The 18,376-nt window shown below is 60.7% G+C and carries 14 protein-coding genes; 3 read left to right on the forward strand and 11 right to left on the reverse strand.

Translation table 11 applies throughout. The features are described from left to right. Window position 1: 1 nt before the first annotated feature. From ACURWW_RS13450 to ACURWW_RS13470, 5 genes are read right to left on the reverse strand one after another with little or no spacing between them, the layout of a single operon-like run. Window positions 2-913 carry an amidohydrolase family protein gene (locus tag ACURWW_RS13450; protein ID WP_445618034.1) on the reverse strand — a complete coding sequence of 304 codons (912 nt, stop codon included), beginning with the start codon at window positions 911-913 and terminating at the stop codon, window positions 2-4. Beyond that, the gene (locus ACURWW_RS13455; protein WP_445618035.1) at window positions 910-1,935 is read right to left on the reverse strand and encodes an amidohydrolase family protein; all 1,026 of its coding nucleotides are present in this window, start codon (window positions 1,933-1,935) and stop codon (window positions 910-912) included. Before ACURWW_RS13455 ends, ACURWW_RS13450 begins: the two co-directional genes overlap by 4 nt. Further along, window positions 1,929-2,810 carry a DUF1932 domain-containing protein gene (locus ACURWW_RS13460; protein WP_445618036.1) on the reverse strand — a complete coding sequence of 294 codons (882 nt, stop codon included), beginning with the start codon at window positions 2,808-2,810 and terminating at the stop codon, window positions 1,929-1,931. Before ACURWW_RS13460 ends, ACURWW_RS13455 begins: the two co-directional genes overlap by 7 nt. Then, on the reverse strand, window positions 2,807-3,898 hold the full coding sequence (locus ACURWW_RS13465; RefSeq protein WP_445618037.1) for a 4-oxalomesaconate tautomerase: 1,092 nt from the start codon (window positions 3,896-3,898) through the stop codon (window positions 2,807-2,809). The genes ACURWW_RS13460 and ACURWW_RS13465 overlap by 4 nt, the downstream gene beginning before the upstream one ends. Window positions 3,899-3,902: 4 nt before the next feature. After that, on the reverse strand, window positions 3,903-4,601 hold the full coding sequence (locus tag ACURWW_RS13470; RefSeq protein ID WP_445618038.1) for a 4-carboxy-4-hydroxy-2-oxoadipate aldolase/oxaloacetate decarboxylase: 699 nt from the start codon (window positions 4,599-4,601) through the stop codon (window positions 3,903-3,905). Between the two features lie 130 nt (window positions 4,602-4,731). Here ACURWW_RS13470 and ACURWW_RS13475 point away from each other — a divergent pair, with 130 nt between their 5' ends. The 3 genes from ACURWW_RS13475 (at window position 4,732) to ACURWW_RS13485 (ending at window position 8,660) form a co-directional block, all read left to right on the forward strand. Then, entirely contained in the window at window positions 4,732-5,904 is a 1,173-nt protein-coding gene (locus ACURWW_RS13475; RefSeq protein ID WP_445618039.1) for a LysR family transcriptional regulator, read from the forward strand. A gap of 282 nt (window positions 5,905-6,186) precedes the next feature. Continuing rightward, the gene (locus tag ACURWW_RS13480; RefSeq protein ID WP_445618040.1) at window positions 6,187-7,236 is read left to right on the forward strand and encodes an aromatic ring-hydroxylating dioxygenase subunit alpha; all 1,050 of its coding nucleotides are present in this window, start codon (window positions 6,187-6,189) and stop codon (window positions 7,234-7,236) included. Window positions 7,237-7,322: 86 nt separating this feature from the next. Then, a complete protein-coding gene (locus tag ACURWW_RS13485; RefSeq protein ID WP_445618041.1) occupies window positions 7,323-8,660 on the forward strand; it encodes an MFS transporter in 1,338 nt (445 codons plus the stop codon). Window positions 8,661-8,729: 69 nt separating this feature from the next. On the opposite strand, the gene ACURWW_RS13490 is transcribed toward ACURWW_RS13485, so the two are convergent. From ACURWW_RS13490 to ACURWW_RS13515, 6 genes are all read right to left on the reverse strand, one after another. Then, entirely contained in the window at window positions 8,730-10,595 is a 1,866-nt protein-coding gene (locus tag ACURWW_RS13490; protein ID WP_445618042.1) for a feruloyl-CoA synthase, read from the reverse strand. Between the two features lie 75 nt (window positions 10,596-10,670). Then, window positions 10,671-13,013: a TonB-dependent receptor gene (locus ACURWW_RS13495; protein ID WP_445618043.1), complete on the reverse strand. Its 2,343-nt coding sequence runs from the start codon at window positions 13,011-13,013 to the stop codon at window positions 10,671-10,673. A 112-nt stretch (window positions 13,014-13,125) separates the two neighbouring features. Further along, window positions 13,126-13,590, reverse strand: coding sequence for a MarR family winged helix-turn-helix transcriptional regulator (locus ACURWW_RS13500; protein ID WP_445618044.1), 465 nt, complete (start codon window positions 13,588-13,590; stop codon window positions 13,126-13,128). 93 nt (window positions 13,591-13,683) lie between these two features. Then, entirely contained in the window at window positions 13,684-15,789 is a 2,106-nt protein-coding gene (locus ACURWW_RS13505) for a 3-hydroxyacyl-CoA dehydrogenase NAD-binding domain-containing protein (RefSeq protein ID WP_445618045.1), read from the reverse strand. 141 nt (window positions 15,790-15,930) lie between these two features. Continuing rightward, window positions 15,931-17,091 (reverse strand): acetyl-CoA acetyltransferase, encoded by a 1,161-nt coding sequence (locus ACURWW_RS13510; RefSeq protein ID WP_445618046.1) that lies wholly within the window; start codon window positions 17,089-17,091, stop codon window positions 15,931-15,933. Further along, window positions 17,091-17,489 (reverse strand): Zn-ribbon domain-containing OB-fold protein, encoded by a 399-nt coding sequence (locus ACURWW_RS13515; RefSeq protein ID WP_445618047.1) that lies wholly within the window; start codon window positions 17,487-17,489, stop codon window positions 17,091-17,093. Before ACURWW_RS13515 ends, ACURWW_RS13510 begins: the two co-directional genes overlap by 1 nt. Window positions 17,490-18,376: the final 887 nt, after the last annotated feature.

Genomic DNA, 18,376 nt, shown 5'->3' on the forward strand with positions numbered 1-18,376 from the left:
GTTATTGCTCCTCCGGCCAGTACAGGCGCATGGGGTTGTCCACCAGGAGTTTTTGCTGGAGCTCTTCAGTCGGGGCGATCCGGGGAATGAAGTCCACCAGCCTGCCGTCGTCGGGCATGTGGGTTTTCATGTTCGGATGGGGCCAATCGGTTCCCCAGAGCACCCGGTCCGGAAAACTTTCCACCACCTTGCGGGCAAACGGAACCACGTCGTCGTAAGCGGGAGGGCCGCGGTGCGAGAGGCGCTCGGGGCAGCTGACTTTGGACCAGAAGCGAGGGTTGTCGGCCATCAGTTTCAGGAACAGCTCGAACTCCGGGCCGTCCACAGGTTTGCTGACGTCGGGGCGCCCCATGTGGTCAATGACGACCGGGGTTGGCAGCGCTGCGAAAAAGTCGTACAGCTCGGGAAGCTCCTGAGCCTCGAAGTAAATGACGATGTGCCAGCCCAGCGGCTTGATCCGCTCGGCGATGGCCACGAGCTCGTCTTTCGGCAGCGCATCCACCAGGCGCTTGACGAAATTGAACCGGACTCCGCGCACCCCGGCGCCATGAAGGTCCTGCAGCTCCGCGTCGGCGATGGTGGGTTTTACGGTGGCCACTCCTCGCGCTTTTCCGCCGGAATGCCGCAGCGCGTCCACCAGGGCGCGGTTGTCCGCCCCGTGGCAGGTGGCCTGAACCACCACGTTGCGCGCAAAGCCCAGGGAGTCCCGCAGGGCGAAGAGCTGCTCCCGGGAAGCGTCGCAGGGCGTGTATTTGCGTTCCGGCGCAAAGGGAAACCGATCGCCCGGCCCGAAGACGTGGCAGTGCGCGTCCACGGCACCGGCGGGCACTTGGAACCGGGGCTTGCTGGGGTTCGCATCCCAGCAGAGCCAGTCGGGGTCCATCTCGCTTCTGTGGTCCGGAAAGGTGTTCATTTGCCCCTCGCTTTCAGTGCTGTGTCGAGACGCGGGTAAACGCGGCGCGCGTTCAGTTCGTACACCTTGCGGCGGTCCTCTTCCGAGAGAGGCAGTGCATCCACGTAACGTTTGGTATCGTCAAAGTATTGATTGGTCTCCGGGTCGATGCCACGCACAGCGCCCACCATTTCCGAACCAAACAGGATGTTATCCACGTCGATGACCCGAAACAGAAGGTCGATTCCCGGCTGGTGATACACGCAGGTATCAAAGAACACATTTTTCATGACGTGCTCGCCCAGTGGCGGGCGCTTCAGCATGTCGGCCAGACCGCGATAGCGGCCCCAGTGGTAGGGAACCGCACCGCCTCCGTGGGGGATGATGAAGCGAAGGTCCGGAAAGTCCCGGAACAGGTCGCCCTGAATGAACTGCATGAAGGCTGTGGTATCCGCATTGATGTAGTGGGCACCGGTTGCGTGGAAGTTGGGGTTGCAACTGCCCGAGACGTGAATCATTGCCGGCACGTCCAGCTCGACCATCTTTTCATAGAAGGGGTACCAGCTCTTGTCGGTCAGGGGCGCGGAGGTCCAGTGCCCGCCCGAAGGGTCGGGATTGAGGTTGCATCCCACGAATCCCAGCTCAGTCACGCAGCGCTCCAGTTCCGCTACGGAGTTCTCCACCGGAACGCCCGGTGACTGGGGCAGTTGGCACACGCCGATGAAGTGATCCGGATACAGATCCACCACCCGCTTGATCAGGTTGTTGCACAGTTCCGTCCACTCGCGGGAGACGTTCTCGTCGCCCAGATGATGGGCCATGACCGAGGCGCGGGGCGAAAAGATGGTCATGTCCGCGCCCCGCTCCCGCAGCAGCCGCAACTGATTCTGCTCCACGCTCTCGCGAATTTCGTCGTCGCTGATGTTCGGCCGTGTGGGCGCCGGCAGCGACGGATCCTCGAAGTGGGCCAGTTGCGCCTTGCGAAATGCCTGGTGCGGCTCCGGGGCCGTGGTGTAATGCCCGTGGCAGTCGATGATCAGCATGGTTTGCAGCCTTCCAGTATTTCATCCAGTCGTTCTTCCAGTTCCACCTGTGCCAGCGCGGAGCGAAACCGGCCACCCCACAACTGAGTGGCCGCCGAGGCGCGGCTCATCCGCGGTTCGATGCCAGCTTCCTCCACCGTGCGCGCGGCTTCGTTCATTTCTTCCGCTCTGCGCGTGCCGTGTTCGAGGCTGCGTCCGATCATGTAGGCACCGTGCTCACGCCAGTCCACGCCAGGCATGAGGTTGTTCAGCGACTCGATCACGGTGTCCTGCACACCATATGAGCGGGCCGCGAGCAGGGCTTCGAGCAACAGGGACTCCAACCCCTTGATCAGAACACTGCGGCACATCTTGCAGGCCGCGGCCTTACCCACCTCCCGGGCAAAGACGCGAGCTTCACTGAAACCCAGTGACCGGGCCAGCCCATGGAACTCGTCGGCAGAGGGACCACCCAGAAGAATCGGTGTCGCGATTCCGGCCGGCGCTATGGGAGCCATCACCGCTGCGTCGATGTAGCGGGCACCGGCTTGCTCCACGAGAGTTGCCGCCTCCCGCTTGGTGGCGGGGCTGGCGGAGTTGAGGTCCACGAACCAACTGCCCGGCTGCAGGCCCGAAGCACATTCAGCCGCTGCAGCAAGGCACTGTTCTGCCGTCACGGCGGAGATCACCAACTGCACATTTGCAGCGGCCTGCGCGGCACTGTCCGCAAGATGCAGTTGCGGGGCCTTTGCGGCCGCGCCGCTGGGCTCGCTGCCCGGGTCAGCAAATTGCCGGTCAAAGGCCCACAGGATTACGCCGGCGTCGCCCAGCGACGGCAGCAACGTTTGCCCCACTTCGCCAAAACCCAGCAAGGCGATGGACTGAATCCGGCTCACGGCTTGCTCCCGGTACTTGCGGGGATGAACACATCACCCTCCATCAACTTGCGCGCGGTTCGCAGCAAGGCGGAACGCCTGACCTGAACGGAGTCGCTTCCAATTGCGCAGTCCATCTCCACAGTAAAGAAGCCGGTGGGATGCTCCACGTCCAGGCGTTGCACCCCTCCATTCAACTGCTTGCCAATAACCTGCTGCGCCACGGAGCCTGGCAGCATGCAGGCCGTGGCCACACTCACGGCGCCCAGTACGCCAATGGCCTCGTGGACCCGGTGCGGGATAAAAGTACGGGTGCAAATGAGTCCGCCGTCCCGCGCCGGTGCCACCAGGCTCAATTTGGGGACGGATTTGTTGGCGACGTCACCCAGGTTCATCAACCGTCCCGCCTCGAGCCGAATCGACTCCAGGCGCCGCCGCAACTTCCCGTCGGCTTCCAGTTCGGCCGGAGATTCGTAGCCGGATTTCCCCAGGTCCTCCGCGCTGAGCACCACCGCCGGCATTCCGTTGTCCACGCAGGTCACCAAGACGTTATCGATGCTGTCCACCGTATTGCCGCTGGGCAGCAGCGCGCCGCAGCTGGAACCGGCCACGTCGAGAAAATCGAGCATCACTGGCGCGGCGGTTCCGGGCACTCCGTCAATGCGCGCTTCGCCTTCATAATTCACCCGGCCTTCTGGCGTCTGCACTTGTGCAACCGCGATGCTCCCGGTGTTGAGCATGCGAATGCGTACATGGGTGACATCGTTTATGACCGAAACCAGCCCCTTTTCGATGGCAAAGGGCCCTACTCCTGCCAGAAGATTTCCGCAGGTCTGGGCGTCGCTGACCTCCGGCCTGTCCACCTGTACCTGCAGAAACAGGTAATCGACATCCGCGTCCGGATGCTCCGAGGGACTCACAACAGCCACTTTGCTGGTCAGCGGGTGCGCTCCTCCCATCCCGTCAATCTGACGTTCATCGGGTGAACCCAGGGCGCGCATCAGCAGTGCGTTTCGTGCCTGCGGATCACCCGGCAGATCGGAGGCGAGAAAATAAAGACCTTTGGATGTGCCGCCGCGCATGATGGTGCAGGGAATGGCCCGTTGCATGAGCTCAGTCTCCGTCCCGCTCGTCGCCCGCATTCACGTACACCAAACCCTTTTCAGCGAGGCGTTCGCGCATGCCATAAATGTCCAGGCCGAGTTCGCCAGCTTCGAAACGCTTGCGTTTTGATTCCTCGTTAGCTTCGCGGGCGCTGGCCCTGGCGAGAACATCGGATACCTGCTGGCGTGGCACAACGACGACGCCATCGTCGTCCGCCACGATCAGATCGCCGGGCGACACAGAAGCGCCGGCGCAGACGACGGGCACGTTCACATTGGCCAGAGTCTCTTTTACCGTTCCTTGGGCATAGATGGCCTTCGACCAGACAGGAAATTCCATTTCGGTGAGCGTAGCCACATCGCGAACACCTGCGTTGATGATCAGCCCCTTCACACCCCGCGCCTTGAGCGAAGTCGCCAGAAGATCGCCGAAGTAGCCGTCCTCGCAGGGGCTCGTGGGTGTCACCACCAGAACGTCTCCAGGCTGACACTGCTCAACGGCCACATGAATCATCCAGTTATCACCCGGCGCCACTTCGCACGTTACCGCCGGCCCCACAATGTGCGCGGGACGATAGATGGGCCGCATGGACGATTGCATCAGGCCCTTGCGCCCCTGGGCTTCGTGTACGGTGGCCACACCGAAAGACTGCATGGATTCCACCAGGTCCGGACTGACCCGCTCGGTGTTGGTGACGACAATAGCCATAAGCTGTTCACCTTGTGAGTGTTGTTGAATCGGGTGCGAGTATTCCACGATAACTGTGGCACCGCTGCCTCGATTGCTGCTCGAAGCCATAAGGTTTTGCTATATTCCCATGAACAACGTAGGAGCTTAGATGGACCCGATACCGAATCTGCGCCACTTGCACGCACTGCTGGCCGTTTCGCGACACGGAAGTATCAGCGCCGCATCCGCGCAGGTGCACCTGTCCCAGCCCGCTATTACTCAGGCTCTTAACCGGGTCGAGGCGGCGCTGGGCACTCCCCTGTTCCAGCGCTCGGTCGGGGGCATGACGCCCACCGGCGCAGGCCGGGTATTTCTGGCGCGAGTCGATCGTGCGCTCAGGTTTTTGCATATCTTCAACAACGCGCGGCGCCCGCCCTTCACAACCACCCAGTTGCGCGCGCTGACCGCAGTGGTGGAGTACGGCAATATCAGCATCGCGGCCGCAAAGCTGGGGCTCGCCCAGCCCAGTGTTCACCGGGCCGCGCGTGAAGCGGAAGAAGTGGCCGGAGATACCCTTTTCATCCGCAGCGGATCGGGGGTGAATCCAACCCCGACCGCAAAACGCCTGGCCAGGCTCGCCAGCCAGACTTTCGCCGAGCTGCGTCAGGCCCAGGAAGAAGTGGCGGAACACCTGGGCACCGTCAATGGAAGCTTGCGCATAGGGAGCTTGCCGCTCGCGCGAACGGACCTGGTGCCCAGTTCCGTCAATCGCCTTTTGCAACGCTACCCGGACGCCCGAATCAGTATCGTGGACGGTCCCTATGAGGAACTGCTGGACATGCTCCTGCACGGGCGGGTGGACCTCATCGTGGGCGCCCTTCGTCAGCCACCCCCAACCCGGGAAGTTCGCGAGACCTTATTGTTCGACGACCCCCTTGCAGTGGTGGCGCGTCCCGATCATCCGCTGCTGGCCCGCAAACGACTGAATCTCGAGACCATCGCCAAGCACGAGTGGGTAGCTCCGCGGCAGGGCACACCGGCTCGCCAGCGTTTCCAGAGTTTGTTTGCCGATCGCGGACTGCGCCCACCCGAGCGCCTCATCGAGTGCAGTTCCTCCATGGCCACTCGGGCTTTATTGCTGGAGAGTGACCGGATCGCGCTGTTATCCTCGCGGCAAGTCCTCCCGGAGATCAGGCACGGAATGCTGTGCACTCTGCCTGTCCCGCTCGACGTATCCCGCCCCATCGGCGTGACCGTCCGGAGGGCCTGGCATCCCACTGCCATGCAGGCGGAGTATCTTTCCAGCCTCCAGCGCCTGTCGGGCAAGCCGACGCGGGATTAAGGGCCCAGGAGATGCCAGCCGCGCGCCAACCTCTAGGCAAGGCGCGAAAAACTCGTTAGTATGTTTGACATACTAAATCGAGGCTAACCCCGGATCAAGCGATAATCCATTAAGCCGGGAATGCCGATTACAAAAATGACCACGACCGGCTTAGCGTCTCTATAACAACTTCTAACAACTGACCGTCCCTATAACAGCAACGGGGCACTCCACTTGGCCGCCGCCTGCCACGGCAGCGAGCCAGTCGAGCGGGGCGCCACCTGAACCGAGAGGGCCCTGACCATGGAACACCACAACCCCTGGCCGGAAAACTGCTGGTACGTCGCCGCCATGTCCCGGGATCTTGCGCACGAGCCTCTCGGGCGGATCATCTGCAATCACCACATGGTCTTCTACCGCAATGGTGACGAGCGGGCGGTGGCCCTCGAGGATTTCTGCCCCCACCGTGGTTTGCCGCTCTCAAAGGGGACCTTGCATAATGGCGCACTCAAGTGCGGTTACCACGGAATGGTCTTGAATGACGACGGGAGCTGTCGCAGCATGGTGGGCCAGAACGTGAGCCGCTTGCGCGGCGTGAACAGTTACCCGGTGGTGGAACGCTATGGGTTTATCTGGGTCTGGCCGGGTGATGCGGAGCAAGCCGACCCGGCGCTGCTTCCCCCCCTGGACTGGGCCGAAAGTGACAAGTGGGCTTACGGCGGCGACTACTATCACATGGCTTGCGATTACCGCCTGCTGATCGACAACCTCATGGACCTCACCCACGAAACCTACGTCCATACCACCAGCATCGGTCAGCCCGAAATCGAAGAGCATGCACCCGAGGTTTCGCGCAACGATGGTGAGATCCGGGTCAGCCGCATCATGCAGGATATTGTCCCGCCTCCATTCTGGGGCGACGCTCTCGCCGCCAACAATCTGCCCAGAGACAGCTTCTGCGACCGCTGGCAAGTCTGCCGTTTCGTGCCCCCATCCCAGGTTCTGATCGATGTGGGCGTGGCGCTCGCGGGGCACGGCGGCCAGGACGCGGCTCCCGATAAAAGAGCCCGTGGGATCGTGGTGGACATGATTACTCCGGAAACGGAAACCACCTGTCATTACTTCTGGGGCATGGCCCGGAACTTCAGCGTGGATGACCCGCTTCTGACGGAAACCATGCGCGTGTCCCAGGGGAAAATATTTGCCGAGGACATGGAAGTGCTGCAGGAGCAGCAGAACAGCCTGTCTCGCAACCCGGAGCGGCGCCTGGCAGCTTTGAACATCGACGCGGGCGGAATCTATGCACGTCGCGTCATAGAGCGCATGATTGCGCAAGAGAACGGCAACGGGTAAACGCCATAAAAAAAACAGGTTCTATCGCGCAGGCTGTTGAGAACGTATCATCCAGCAACCTGCCCGGCCCGCAACGGAGACTTCCCATGAACGACCCCCGAGACATACTGGCTAAAAGCCCCATGACCACCCTGCAGGTGGTGGTGGTTGCCATCACCATCGGCCTCAACGCGCTGGACGGATTTGATGTGTTGTCCATCAGCTTTGCGGCGCCCGGCATTGCGGCCGAATGGGGAATCGACCGGGGTGCACTCGGCATCGTCCTGTCCATGGAATTGGTGGGCATGTGCGTGGGTTCACTGGTACTCGGAGGCACTGCGGACAAATACGGCCGGCGCAGCACCATTCTCGGATGTCTGGTGATCATGACCATCGGTATGTTCATGGTGACCACTGTGCAGGGCATTGTCGGTCTTTCCCTATGGCGAGTCATTACGGGGCTGGGCATCGGCGGTATGCTCGCGGCGATCAACCCCATGGCCGCGGAATTTTCCAACGATCGCCGTCGCCACATGAACGTTTCCCTCATGGTCATCGGCTACCCCATCGGCGGTATCGTTGGCGGTTCCGTGGTGGCTCCACTGCTCATGGAGAACGACTGGCGCTCGGTGTTCTACTTCGGCAGCGCCGTCACCGCCCTGTTTATCCCGCTGGTGTACTTTCTCGTCCCGGAATCCGTGCACTGGCTCGCCCGCAAACAGCCCGAAGGCGCCCTGGAGCGTATCAACGCGACCTTCAAACGGCTCGGCCATCGCACCATCGCGGCTTTGCCCGCAATCACTGAAGAGACTCGCAAGCGCTCGATCGGTGATATCTTCGGTGCCGGGCTCCTGGCCACTACCCTGATAGTGACCTTCGCCTACCTGTTCCACATCACCACCTTCTATTTCATCCTCAAGTGGGTGCCAAAAATCGTTGCGGACATGGGGTTTGCCGCTTCCTCCGCGGCAGGCGTACTGACCTGGGCAAACGTGGGGGGTGCCGCCGGTGGTGCACTGTTCGGCCTGCTGACCTTGCGCGTGGGGCTCAAGCCCCTGACCATCGGCATTCTGCTGATTTCCGTAGCCACCGTCTCCCTGTTCGGGCGCACCCCGGCAGACCTGGCCATTCTTTCACTGCTGGCGGCGGTGGCCGGGTTCTGCACCAACGCCGGTGTGGTGGGGCTTTATGCCATCTTTGTACAGGCCTTCCCGACCCATGTGCGGGCTTTCGGCACCGGCTTTGCCATAGGCATTGGCCGGGGTGGCGCCGTGGTGTCACCGATCATTGCGGGCTTTCTTTTTGACGCCGGCAATACCTTGGGTACCGTCGCCATCGTAATGGCCCTGGGCTCCCTGTTTGCCGCTGGAGCACTACTCTTCCTGAAACTGAAACCGGAAGCCGAGCGCTCCGCCGAGCCCGAGAAGAAACCACAGATTGCCTGAGCGCTGAGGCCAGGCACCCAGGTGCCTGCTTTGTCATGGAAGGCAGGCAGGTCGTTTTGACGGGCCGATTCAAGCCGTCGCCTGAACCGCTTGAAGAAGGATCGATAGATCGTCGCTGGTTCGTGCCTGGTAGAGCCGATCGATCAGCTCCGCACGGTTGTCCTGGATTGCGCGGGCGTTCAGCGAACCTTTGTCGGTGATCTCGTGGCGATCGAGGGATGGCGCCTCCTCCTGCAACATGAGTCGCTCCACCCGGGCCGCGCTGCCGGTCGCCTGGGCGGCGAATTCCCGCAACTTCTGCGCAAAGGCCTCACGGACAGTCTCTTCCCGGAGAACTTCGGCATCCGCGGTGCCCGGACTCAAATCACCCAGCCGCCGACAGACTTCCAGGTCGGGGAAGACCAGCGCCCCCACGCTGGAGCGATCACAACCCACGATCACCACATCCCTGACCAGGGTGCCAAAGTGGTCGAGAAAACGCGCGCGCAGGGGTCCGGCACTGACCCAGGTGCCCGTATCCAGCTTGAAGTCCTCGCTGATACGACCGTCAAACCGGAGCCCACGGGATACATCGTTGTCGTCAACAAATTTCACCGCATCGCCCGTGCAGAAGTACCCTTCCTCGTCAAAAGCCTTTCCGGTCAGCTCGGGGTTGCGCCAGTAACCGGGCGTCACATTGTCGCCACGGAAGCGGATTTCCAGCTTTCCGCCCGAGGGAACGAGCTTGGCGTCCACACCGGGAATCGGCAAACCGAGCCAGCCGGCGAAGCCGCCGTCCCCGGTGGTAAACAGTGCGGAGGGGGATGTTTCGGTGCAGCCCAGCCCCGTTACCATCATGATACGTTCACCGCAGGTTTGCAGCGCAAGCTCCTCGAGGGCATCCCACACCGGCTGGGACAGTCCCGCCCCCGCATAGAACAGCATCGACACGCGACTGAAAAACCGCTCGCGGAGCTCCGGGTCGGAGCGCAAGTGTTTCACCAGTTCTTCGAATCCCTTGGGCACGTTGTAATAGGCGGTTGGCGCGACGTCCCGGAGATTGCGAACGGACTCCAGAAAGCCGTCCGGCGTGGGCTTGCCGTCATCGATGTAGAGGCTGCCGCCGTTGTAAAGCGCGATGCCAAAGTTGTGATTGCCACCAAAGGTATGATTCCAGGGCAACCAGTCCACAAGGACCGGAGGCGTGCTGCCCAGAAAAGGCAAGGCCTGACGAATCATTTGCTGATTGGCCGCAAGCATGCGGTGGGTATTGATCACCGCCTTGGGCATGCCCGTGGATCCGGAGGAAAACAGAAACTTCGCCACACCCTCAGGGTCCAGCTCCCGGTGACGTTCATCGACCCGGGGGTTGAGAGGAGTACCTTCAAAATCGGAGTACAACAGGCTTTCACGGTCGGGCCGGGGATTCCCGCCCACCAGCACATGGGCGTCCGGAGGGACTGCATTGTCCACCGCCTTGCCGTAGCGCTGCCCGTCCGCGACGAACACCAAGCCCGGAGAAATCAGATCGAGCACGTATTTGAGCTTTGCGTGGTCTGTGGATACGAGCGAGTACTGGACGGATACCGGCGCATAGGGAATACCGACGTACATGGCCGCCAGCCCCAGCAAGGCGTGCTGAAGGTCGTTGCCCGACAGAATGGCGATTGGCCGCTCCGCCGACAGGGGCATGTCCACCAGTGCGCTGGCCAGCCGGCGCAGCTTCTCCCATGCTTCACCGTAACTCAGCTTTTCCCACCGGTCGCGGTTGGCGGGGTCCCGCTGGGCGAGGAACAGGGCATCAGGCGTTGCGGTCGCCCAGTGGGCCAGCCGGTCGAGCAGCGTTCGGGGATAACTGCTCAGTGGTGACTGGCATTGAAGCAGCAGGCTGCCGTCGGACCGGCGCTGCAGGGCGCTCTCCAGGTTACCCAGTTGCACAGCTCGTACTTTCGTCATGACACTCTCTTCCAACTTGGCTCCGGCAGGGGCCCCGATCCATTGCATTGGCGGCCCTGCCCTCGCCTTAAGAGGTTAAAAGTTATAGGTGGCACTCAGGTAATAGTTGCGCGGCCGGGTGTAGATGGCCTCCGCATAGCCACTGGAGCTCGTAAGCGCCGCGTTGCCCGCAATCGGATACTGATTGTCGGTCGCGTTCTCAACACCCAGCACCACGTTCCAGATCTCCGCGTCGTCGCCCAGCCGGAACGACAGGTTGACCATGGACTCCGCGTCCGTCGCCACCTCTTCGGTGTTTCCCGTGTCGAAGTAGTAGGCGTCCTGCCAGGACCAGTTCAGATGCGGCGTCAACACCAGGTTGCCCGCCAGACTGAAACGCTTGGAGACGCTGAGACTCGCCTGGAGATCCGGCGTGAAGGGCAGGTCGTTGTCCGGCCCCAGGGTGGCAGAAGCCGGGGACCCGTCGATGGAGAAGTCGATGGTGGCAATTTCCTTGATCTCGTCGTCCAGGTAACCAAGGCTGCCCTCAACAATCAGCTCATTGGGTGCGATGTAGGTGAGCTCAAGCTCCGCGCCCGAGATCGACGACTCGCCCGCATTGAACAGCAGGGGCACGATACCCGCGCGATAGGTGAGCTGCATGTTCTCGTAGTCGGTGGTGAACAGGGCACCGTTCAACCGCAGGTTGTCGGTCAGGTCCGACTTGAACCCCACTTCGATGGAATCGGCCTCTTCCGAATCAAAGGAAGTGGGCAGGTTGTCATCGGTCGCGCCGTTGTAGCGCTGGTTGAACCCCCCACTCTTGAAGCCCTGGGACCAACTCAGATAGACCATGGCGGTCTCGCTCAAATCGAAATTGAGACTGAGCGAGCCTGTGGTTTTGGAGAAGTCTTCTTCGTAGGGTCCCGGATGAATCAGCAAACCGTCGGCCACGGAATCGGGCGGCGTTCCCAGCGTGGGAAGCGGAGTTACCGGCTGCGGAACCACAGGCGCTGTCCAGGATGTCAGGCCCATCTCCTTGGTTTCATCGGTGTACCGCACCCCCGTGGAGAGGCTCAGACGGTCAGTGAGATCGAAGGTCCATTGAGTAAATGCGGCCCAGTTTTCGTTGTTCAGGACCGCGCGCTGATAGTCCACCGGGAACAGGCCGGCCGGAGGCCCCGGAGGGCCGAAGGGCACCCGCAGCAAATCGTCGACTTCTTCGTCGAAGTAGAACAGGCCCATTACCGCATCGAAGGTGGCCCCGCTCAGCAGGAACTGAAACTCCTGGCTGAACTGCTCCTGCGCACTTTCATAAATCGTGCTCAGAATCACGAATGGCGTGTTGTCCGCGTCCCGCGCGCCAAGCCAGTCCAGCTCCCGCTGGGCGGTGATGGACTTGAAGGTCAACGCGTCACTGAGCTCCCACTCCAGCGTGGCGGACAGGCCCCAATTCTCCAGGGTACTTTCAGCCTGGGTGGTGCCGCCGTTTTTGTACTTGCCCAGATTCCAGGTTGCGTCGTTCGCGCAGCGGCTGTCCACGATTCCGGTCGGCACCGCAGGGGGCGGGAAGGTTGCTCCCGGACAGCCGGCGTTGACACTCTGGTAGGCAGGAAAAGCAGCATTCTCATTGATGGCTGCGAACACGAAGGGAGATCCGTTTTCGTCCTCTTCGGAATAATCCCCGCGCACGATCAGGCTGAGCGTTTCGCTCAGATCCATGTGCACGGACCCATTAAATGTATAGGAGTCCTCATTGCCCAGATCCAGGCCGTCGTGAATGCGCTCCACATAGCCGTCGCGCTTTCGCGCTCCGAGGGACATCCGGGCAGCAACCGACTCGTTCACCGGCAGGTCCAACGCACCAAAAAACTCACGAAGGTTGTCGTCACCCATGCCGACGCGCACGCTCCCTCCGAACTCGTTGCCCGGCGCGCGGGTGCTCAGCAACACCGCGCCGCCGATAGTGTTGCGGCCGAACAGGGTGCCCTGGGGGCCGCGCAGCACCTGCACGTTGGCTATGTCCCGGAAGTCCATGACACCGCCTACGCTGCGCCCCATGTAAACATCGTCGATATACAATCCCACTCCCGGGTCCACCCCGCCGGAGGAATCGGACTGGCCAATGCCGCGAATGAAGACCTGGGCTGCGCTGCTGCTGCCGGACAGCGGGCTGTAGGAAGTAAACTGCAGATTGGGGGTAATTGCGTCCAGATCGTCTGTACTGTTGATTTGCCGCCGTGCCAGTGCTTCTCCGGTAAATGCCGAGACGGCCACCGGTGTTTCCTGCAGGTTCTCCTCGACCTTGCGTGCGGTCACCACAATTTCTTCCAGAACGCTGGTTTGCGCCTGGGCCTGACCGGCGATGGCGATGGCTGTCGCCAGCGACAAGCGACGGACCTGTCGGATGCGGTTATTATTCCTTGTGCTCTCAAACATTATTTGTGCTCCTCGATTTTTATTTGTATGTCCTACATACTTTATCTTCCGTACTTACCTTCCTGCTGTTACTGCTTGAGTTACGTTGCTTCCCTGGGATGAGCTGCGCGAATCAACCGCGCAGCTTCTTGATACATTGCATCAGCGCCTTTATTTCAGTGGCGCTGAGACGCTTTTTGAATTCCTTATCGAGAGCGGTCACACGCTTGTTAACGCGGGTAAACTCCTTTTTACCTTTGGGCGTCAGTTGCAGCGCGTGCATGCGCTTGTCGTAAGGGGATTTGCGGCGCTCCAGAAGTCCGGCCAGCTCCAGTTTGTGAACGATGGCCATGGTCGAAGCGCGATCCATGTTCAGTGCCTCCCCGACCGCCACCTGCGACAGGTTCTCATTGGTGGCGACCAGACTGAAAACGCTGAACTGTACGGGCGTCATTCCCACGCTCTGGAAGAAGTCCTTGGACATCACCCGGTCGGCAATCCGCACCTGATACCCGAGCTTGCTTTCCAGAACCGACATATCCACGTGGGACGCCGAAGGTTTTTCCCCTTCCTTTTTTCGCTTTGCTGCTACAGCCATTTCAATAATGTCCGGTTAGCCAGACCGCGCATGCCGCTGGCGAGTTGAGGAGCCTCCGACCCGTCCACGGCCAGGTTGCTCCCGGTTACGCTCTTACTCGTGCCGGCTGGCTTCCCAGTCCGCAATCGACCGACCTTCCTTGACCAGACGCTCCAGAAGTGGAGCGGGGCGCCAATGCATGCTGCCGAATTTCTCCTGATATTTCAAGATTCCCTCGTAGACTGTCTTCAGGCCAAGCGAATCCGCGTAGTAGAGGGGGCCGCCGCGGTAGCGGGGGAACCCATAGCCGGCCGCCCAGACCACGTCCACATCGCTGGCCCGAATCGCAACCCCCTCATCCAGAATCTGGATCGCTTCATTGATCAGCGGGTAAACGCAGCGCTCCACAATTTCCTGTTCCGTGTGATCATCGCGCTGGGCAACCCCCAACTCCGAGGCCCGCTCACGCAGAATCCGTAGCGCGTCGTCGTCATCATAGCGGTTGCGATCGCCCGCCTCGTACCGATAGTATCCCTTGCCGTTTTTCTGACCGAGGCGTCCAGCATCGAAAAGGGCCTGGGATGACTGATAATAGGTGGGGTCCGGCGGAAACTGATCGGCATTGGCCTTGTGCACATTCACGCCTACGTCGATTCCGGCCATGTCGTACACCGCCAGGATGCCCATGGCCATCCCGAAACCCTGCAATGCATCGTCCACCTTGCGCGGTGTCGCACCTTCCAGCGCCATCAATTCCGCTTCGCGCCCATACCCTTCCATCATGCGGTTGCCGATAAACCCGTAACACACCTTTGCAAGTACCGGTGTTTTTCGCAGCAGCTTCGCCAGATCCAGGGCGGTTCGAATCGTCTCCTTCGATGTGGAGTCGGTGCGAACCACCTCAAGCAAGGGCATTACGTTGGCGGGGCTGAAAAAATGCAGGCCGATAACGTCGGCCGGACGTCCGGTGACAGCGGCAATGGCGTCGATGTCCAGCGTGGACGTATTGGTTGCCAGGATCGCGCCGGACTTCGTCTTTTCGTCAAGTGTTCTGAATATGGATTGCTTCAGATCCATATCCTCAAATACCGCTTCCACCACCACATCCGCGTCCGCAACCGCGTTCATGGACAGGCTGCCGTGAATAAAGGCCATGGTATCCGCCTTCTTCCCGGCGCTCATGCGACCGCGCTTCACCCTCGACTCGTAGTTCCTGTCAATGTTGGCCAGGCCGCGCTCGAGACTCGCCTCGTTCACGTCGATCAGGGTCACGGGGATTCCCGCATTTGCGAAACACATGGCGATGCCGCCGCCCATGGTACCAGCGCCGATGATGGCCGCCTTCCGAATGCTACGGGACTCCACCTTCGGCCCGATGCCAGGTACCTTCCCGGTCGCCCGCTCCGCAAAGAACAGGTGCACAGAACCCTTGCATTCGGGAGTCAGCTTGGCTTTGTTCACGAGTTCCGTTTCGTAGCTCAAACCCTCGTCAAATTTTCGGCTGGCGGACGCCGCCACCGCTTCGATCGCCGTCAGCGCGGCGGTTCGATTCGGATACTTCTCTCTCGCCTTGTCCCGATACCGATCCAGAACTTCTTCCTCAACGCTACTCACTTCCAGGTTTGCAGTTGGCCGGGGTGGTACGTTGTTCGCGATCAGTTGTTCGGTATAACGCTGCGCTTCGGCTCTCAGGTCGCCCTCGACGATCTCATCGATAAACCCCATTTCACGGGCTCGCTCCACCGCAACCGGCGCAGCATCGATCACCATTTCCAGAGTCTTCTCGATTCCGACCAGGCGCGGCATACGCTGGGTGCCGCCAGCGCCGGGGATAATACCAAGCGTCACTTCTGGAAACGCAAAGCGGGTGCCCGGCGCCGCCAGCCGATAATGACAGGCCAGCGCAATCTCCAGACCACCGCCCATGACTGTTCCATGGGCGGCAGCCACTACCGGGACGGGAAGGTTCTCCAGGCGCGAAAACACTTCCCGATACTCGGCTTCCTTCGGAGGACCATTGAACTCGCCGATGTCGGCGCCGGAGAAAAACGTTTTTCCTTCACAAAACAACAGGACCGCCTTTGCATCCACTTCCTGCAACCGGTCCAGTGCAGCGTTGATGCCCGCGCGAACTTCCGCAGTGATGGTATTCACCGGCGGATTGTTTACAACAATCGCCGCCACATCACCATTGACCTCGAGTCGTACTACCTCGCTCATTCAAGCCCCCAAAAAAATAACTTAAATCAGGCACGCTGGTGCCGCTTCCAACTGCGGTACTGTTGGGATCCCCTCCACAACGATTCGCTCCGCGTGGGCAGTACCCACAAACTTGCGGGTACACCCTCTGAACTGCATTGCCTATAGAGTCGCTTCAGTGCCGAAGATGGCCGTCACCTCGCTGGAAAGATAACCGCCGTTGCCGTTACACAGCGCAAGCTGGGCCCCCTCCACCTGGCGCTGCCCCGCACTGCCCCGAAGCTGCTCGACACACTCGACGATCAACATAAGCCCGTACATTCCCGGGTGGACGCAACTCAAACCGCCGCCGTTGGTATTCACCGGCAGTGAACCGCCCGGAGCGATGTTGCCATTGGACACAAAGGCCCCGCCCTCACCTTTGGCGCAAAAACCCAGGTCTTCAAGAAACAGGATGGTGTTGATGGTGAAGGCGTCGTAGAGTTCGACCACATCGATGTCGCTGGGCCTCACACCCGCCATGGCGTAAGCCCGCTTGCCGGCTTCCGCCGCAGCGGTCACCGTCAGGTCCGGCATCTGGGAAATATTGGAATGGGTTGTGTGCGCCGCCACGCCCAGGAGGTAAACCGGATACTGCCGCAAGTCCTTCGCCCGCTCCGCACTCACCAACACCACCGCCGCACCGGCATCCGCGATGAGGCAGCAGTCCAGCGCGGACAGGGGATCGCAAACCATCTTGGAACGCAGAACATCTTCCACGGTGAGTGGCTCACGGCGCATTGCGCGGGGATTGAGCCGCGCCCACTCGCGGGCCGCTACTGCAACCTCGGCCATGTGCTCCCGGCGCGTGCCGTATTCATGCATGTGCCTGGCGGCCGCAAGCGCGTACGCATTCATGGGCGCTTTCGGTTTGTATTCATCCGCGTAGGCGTAGCTCTCCCGAGGCGCATCGATTACGCCGGTCTGCTTCAGCTTGCTGCGGGTGTTACTACCCATGGCGATGAGGGCAACATTGCACAAGCCCGCCTTGATGGCCGCCGCGGCATGCTGCAACTGATTGACATAAACGGACCCGCCAATATTGGAGTCATCCATTACTGTTGGGTGTATGCCCATGTACTCGGCAAGATGGAGGCAGGGAAAGGTGTCGGGAAAGTTGGAGGTAAAAAGCCCGTCCACTTCGTTCTTGTTGATGCCGGCATCGGCCAGCGCATGGAACGCGGCCTCAACCATGTTTTCCCGGGCGCTGCGTCCCGGCAAATCGCCGAATTTCGTCAGACCAACGCCAACCGCGGCAATGGATCCTCGCAAGGTGTCGGACATCAGCTTTGCCCCTCCGCCGGTCTGAACAGCACGACGGTTCTACCCTCGATCTCCCCGATAAAACCCTGAACCCGCATTCCGATCCGGACTTGCCCGGGGTCCACGTCCACCACTCGGGACATCATGCGCGGCCCTTCCGCCAGGTCGATGAGTGAGATGTTGTAATCCCCGTCGGGGCCACCGCGCGGGGTCGAGGTGGAATAGACGACTCCCTCCCCGGACGGTGTGACCCAGTCCAGCTCCGGGCCACCACAGTGGGGGCAGATAAGTCGGGGATAGAACACGTGCCGCCCGCAGGATTTGCACTGTTGGATTCTGAATTGCCCCTGGGCGAGATAGCCGGCATATTGTTTGTCCGGCCCTTCATCCGCAAAGGTCTGAAGGTCTGATTGGGTCATAGTGAGTCCGTTGACGACACAGCCGATCGGGAAGCAAAGGGTTTCTTCCAATTTCGGCAATATGTTTGTATGTCTGACGTACTAATAATATGCCGGCGTGACAAACAAAGTCAACCGAACTTTGCTGTGATATCAAGGCACGGTGTTAGGCAGGAATCTGGTACGCCTAGTGTGGTACGTGCCAGGCAGGAATCTGGTACGCCCTGCTGTGACACGCCGTGAACCCATCCCTGGGGGCTCTTCACCAGCATCCCTGCTGGTGAAGGTCACAGCAGGGCGTACCAGATTCCTGCCCCCAATATCGCAGACCGTTCGAATTTGAGAGGGAAGATTGTGCAAGAGGAGAGCGATAGGATTCTCACGGGATACAGGACGACGATCTTGAGTTGGATCATCGCCTTGACGACCCGGGAGTCAGGGCGAGAAGGGCAAGTGCCCTTCACCGGTGAAGTGGGTGTACCTCCGCAACTGATTTCGAAGCAAACCTCGAGGAAACAAAATATGTACTTCGCTGGCACAGTCCTTTCCAGAGCCCCACTGTTTCACGCCCAAGGCCACTCCGATGGTCACAGGCGGGAATTCGCTACTCCCTGTAGTGACCTTCACCAGCAGGGATGCTGGTGAAGAGCCCCCAGGGATGGGTTTACGGCGTGTCACTGCAGGGAGTAGCGAATTCCTGCCATGGCACAATCCAGCCGAACTCAACCGCGATCCAGGACACGCAAGATCCCCTTTCAACACACGTATCACTGGACCACCCACAACTCACACCCAGTCCAGTCGTACTCCGACGCTCGCAGGCGGGAATCCGCTGCTCCCTGTAGTGACCTTCACCAGCAGGGATGCTGGTGAAGAGCCCCCAGGGATGGGTTCACGGCGTGTCACTG

The organism is Gilvimarinus sp. F26214L, assembly GCF_054401055.1.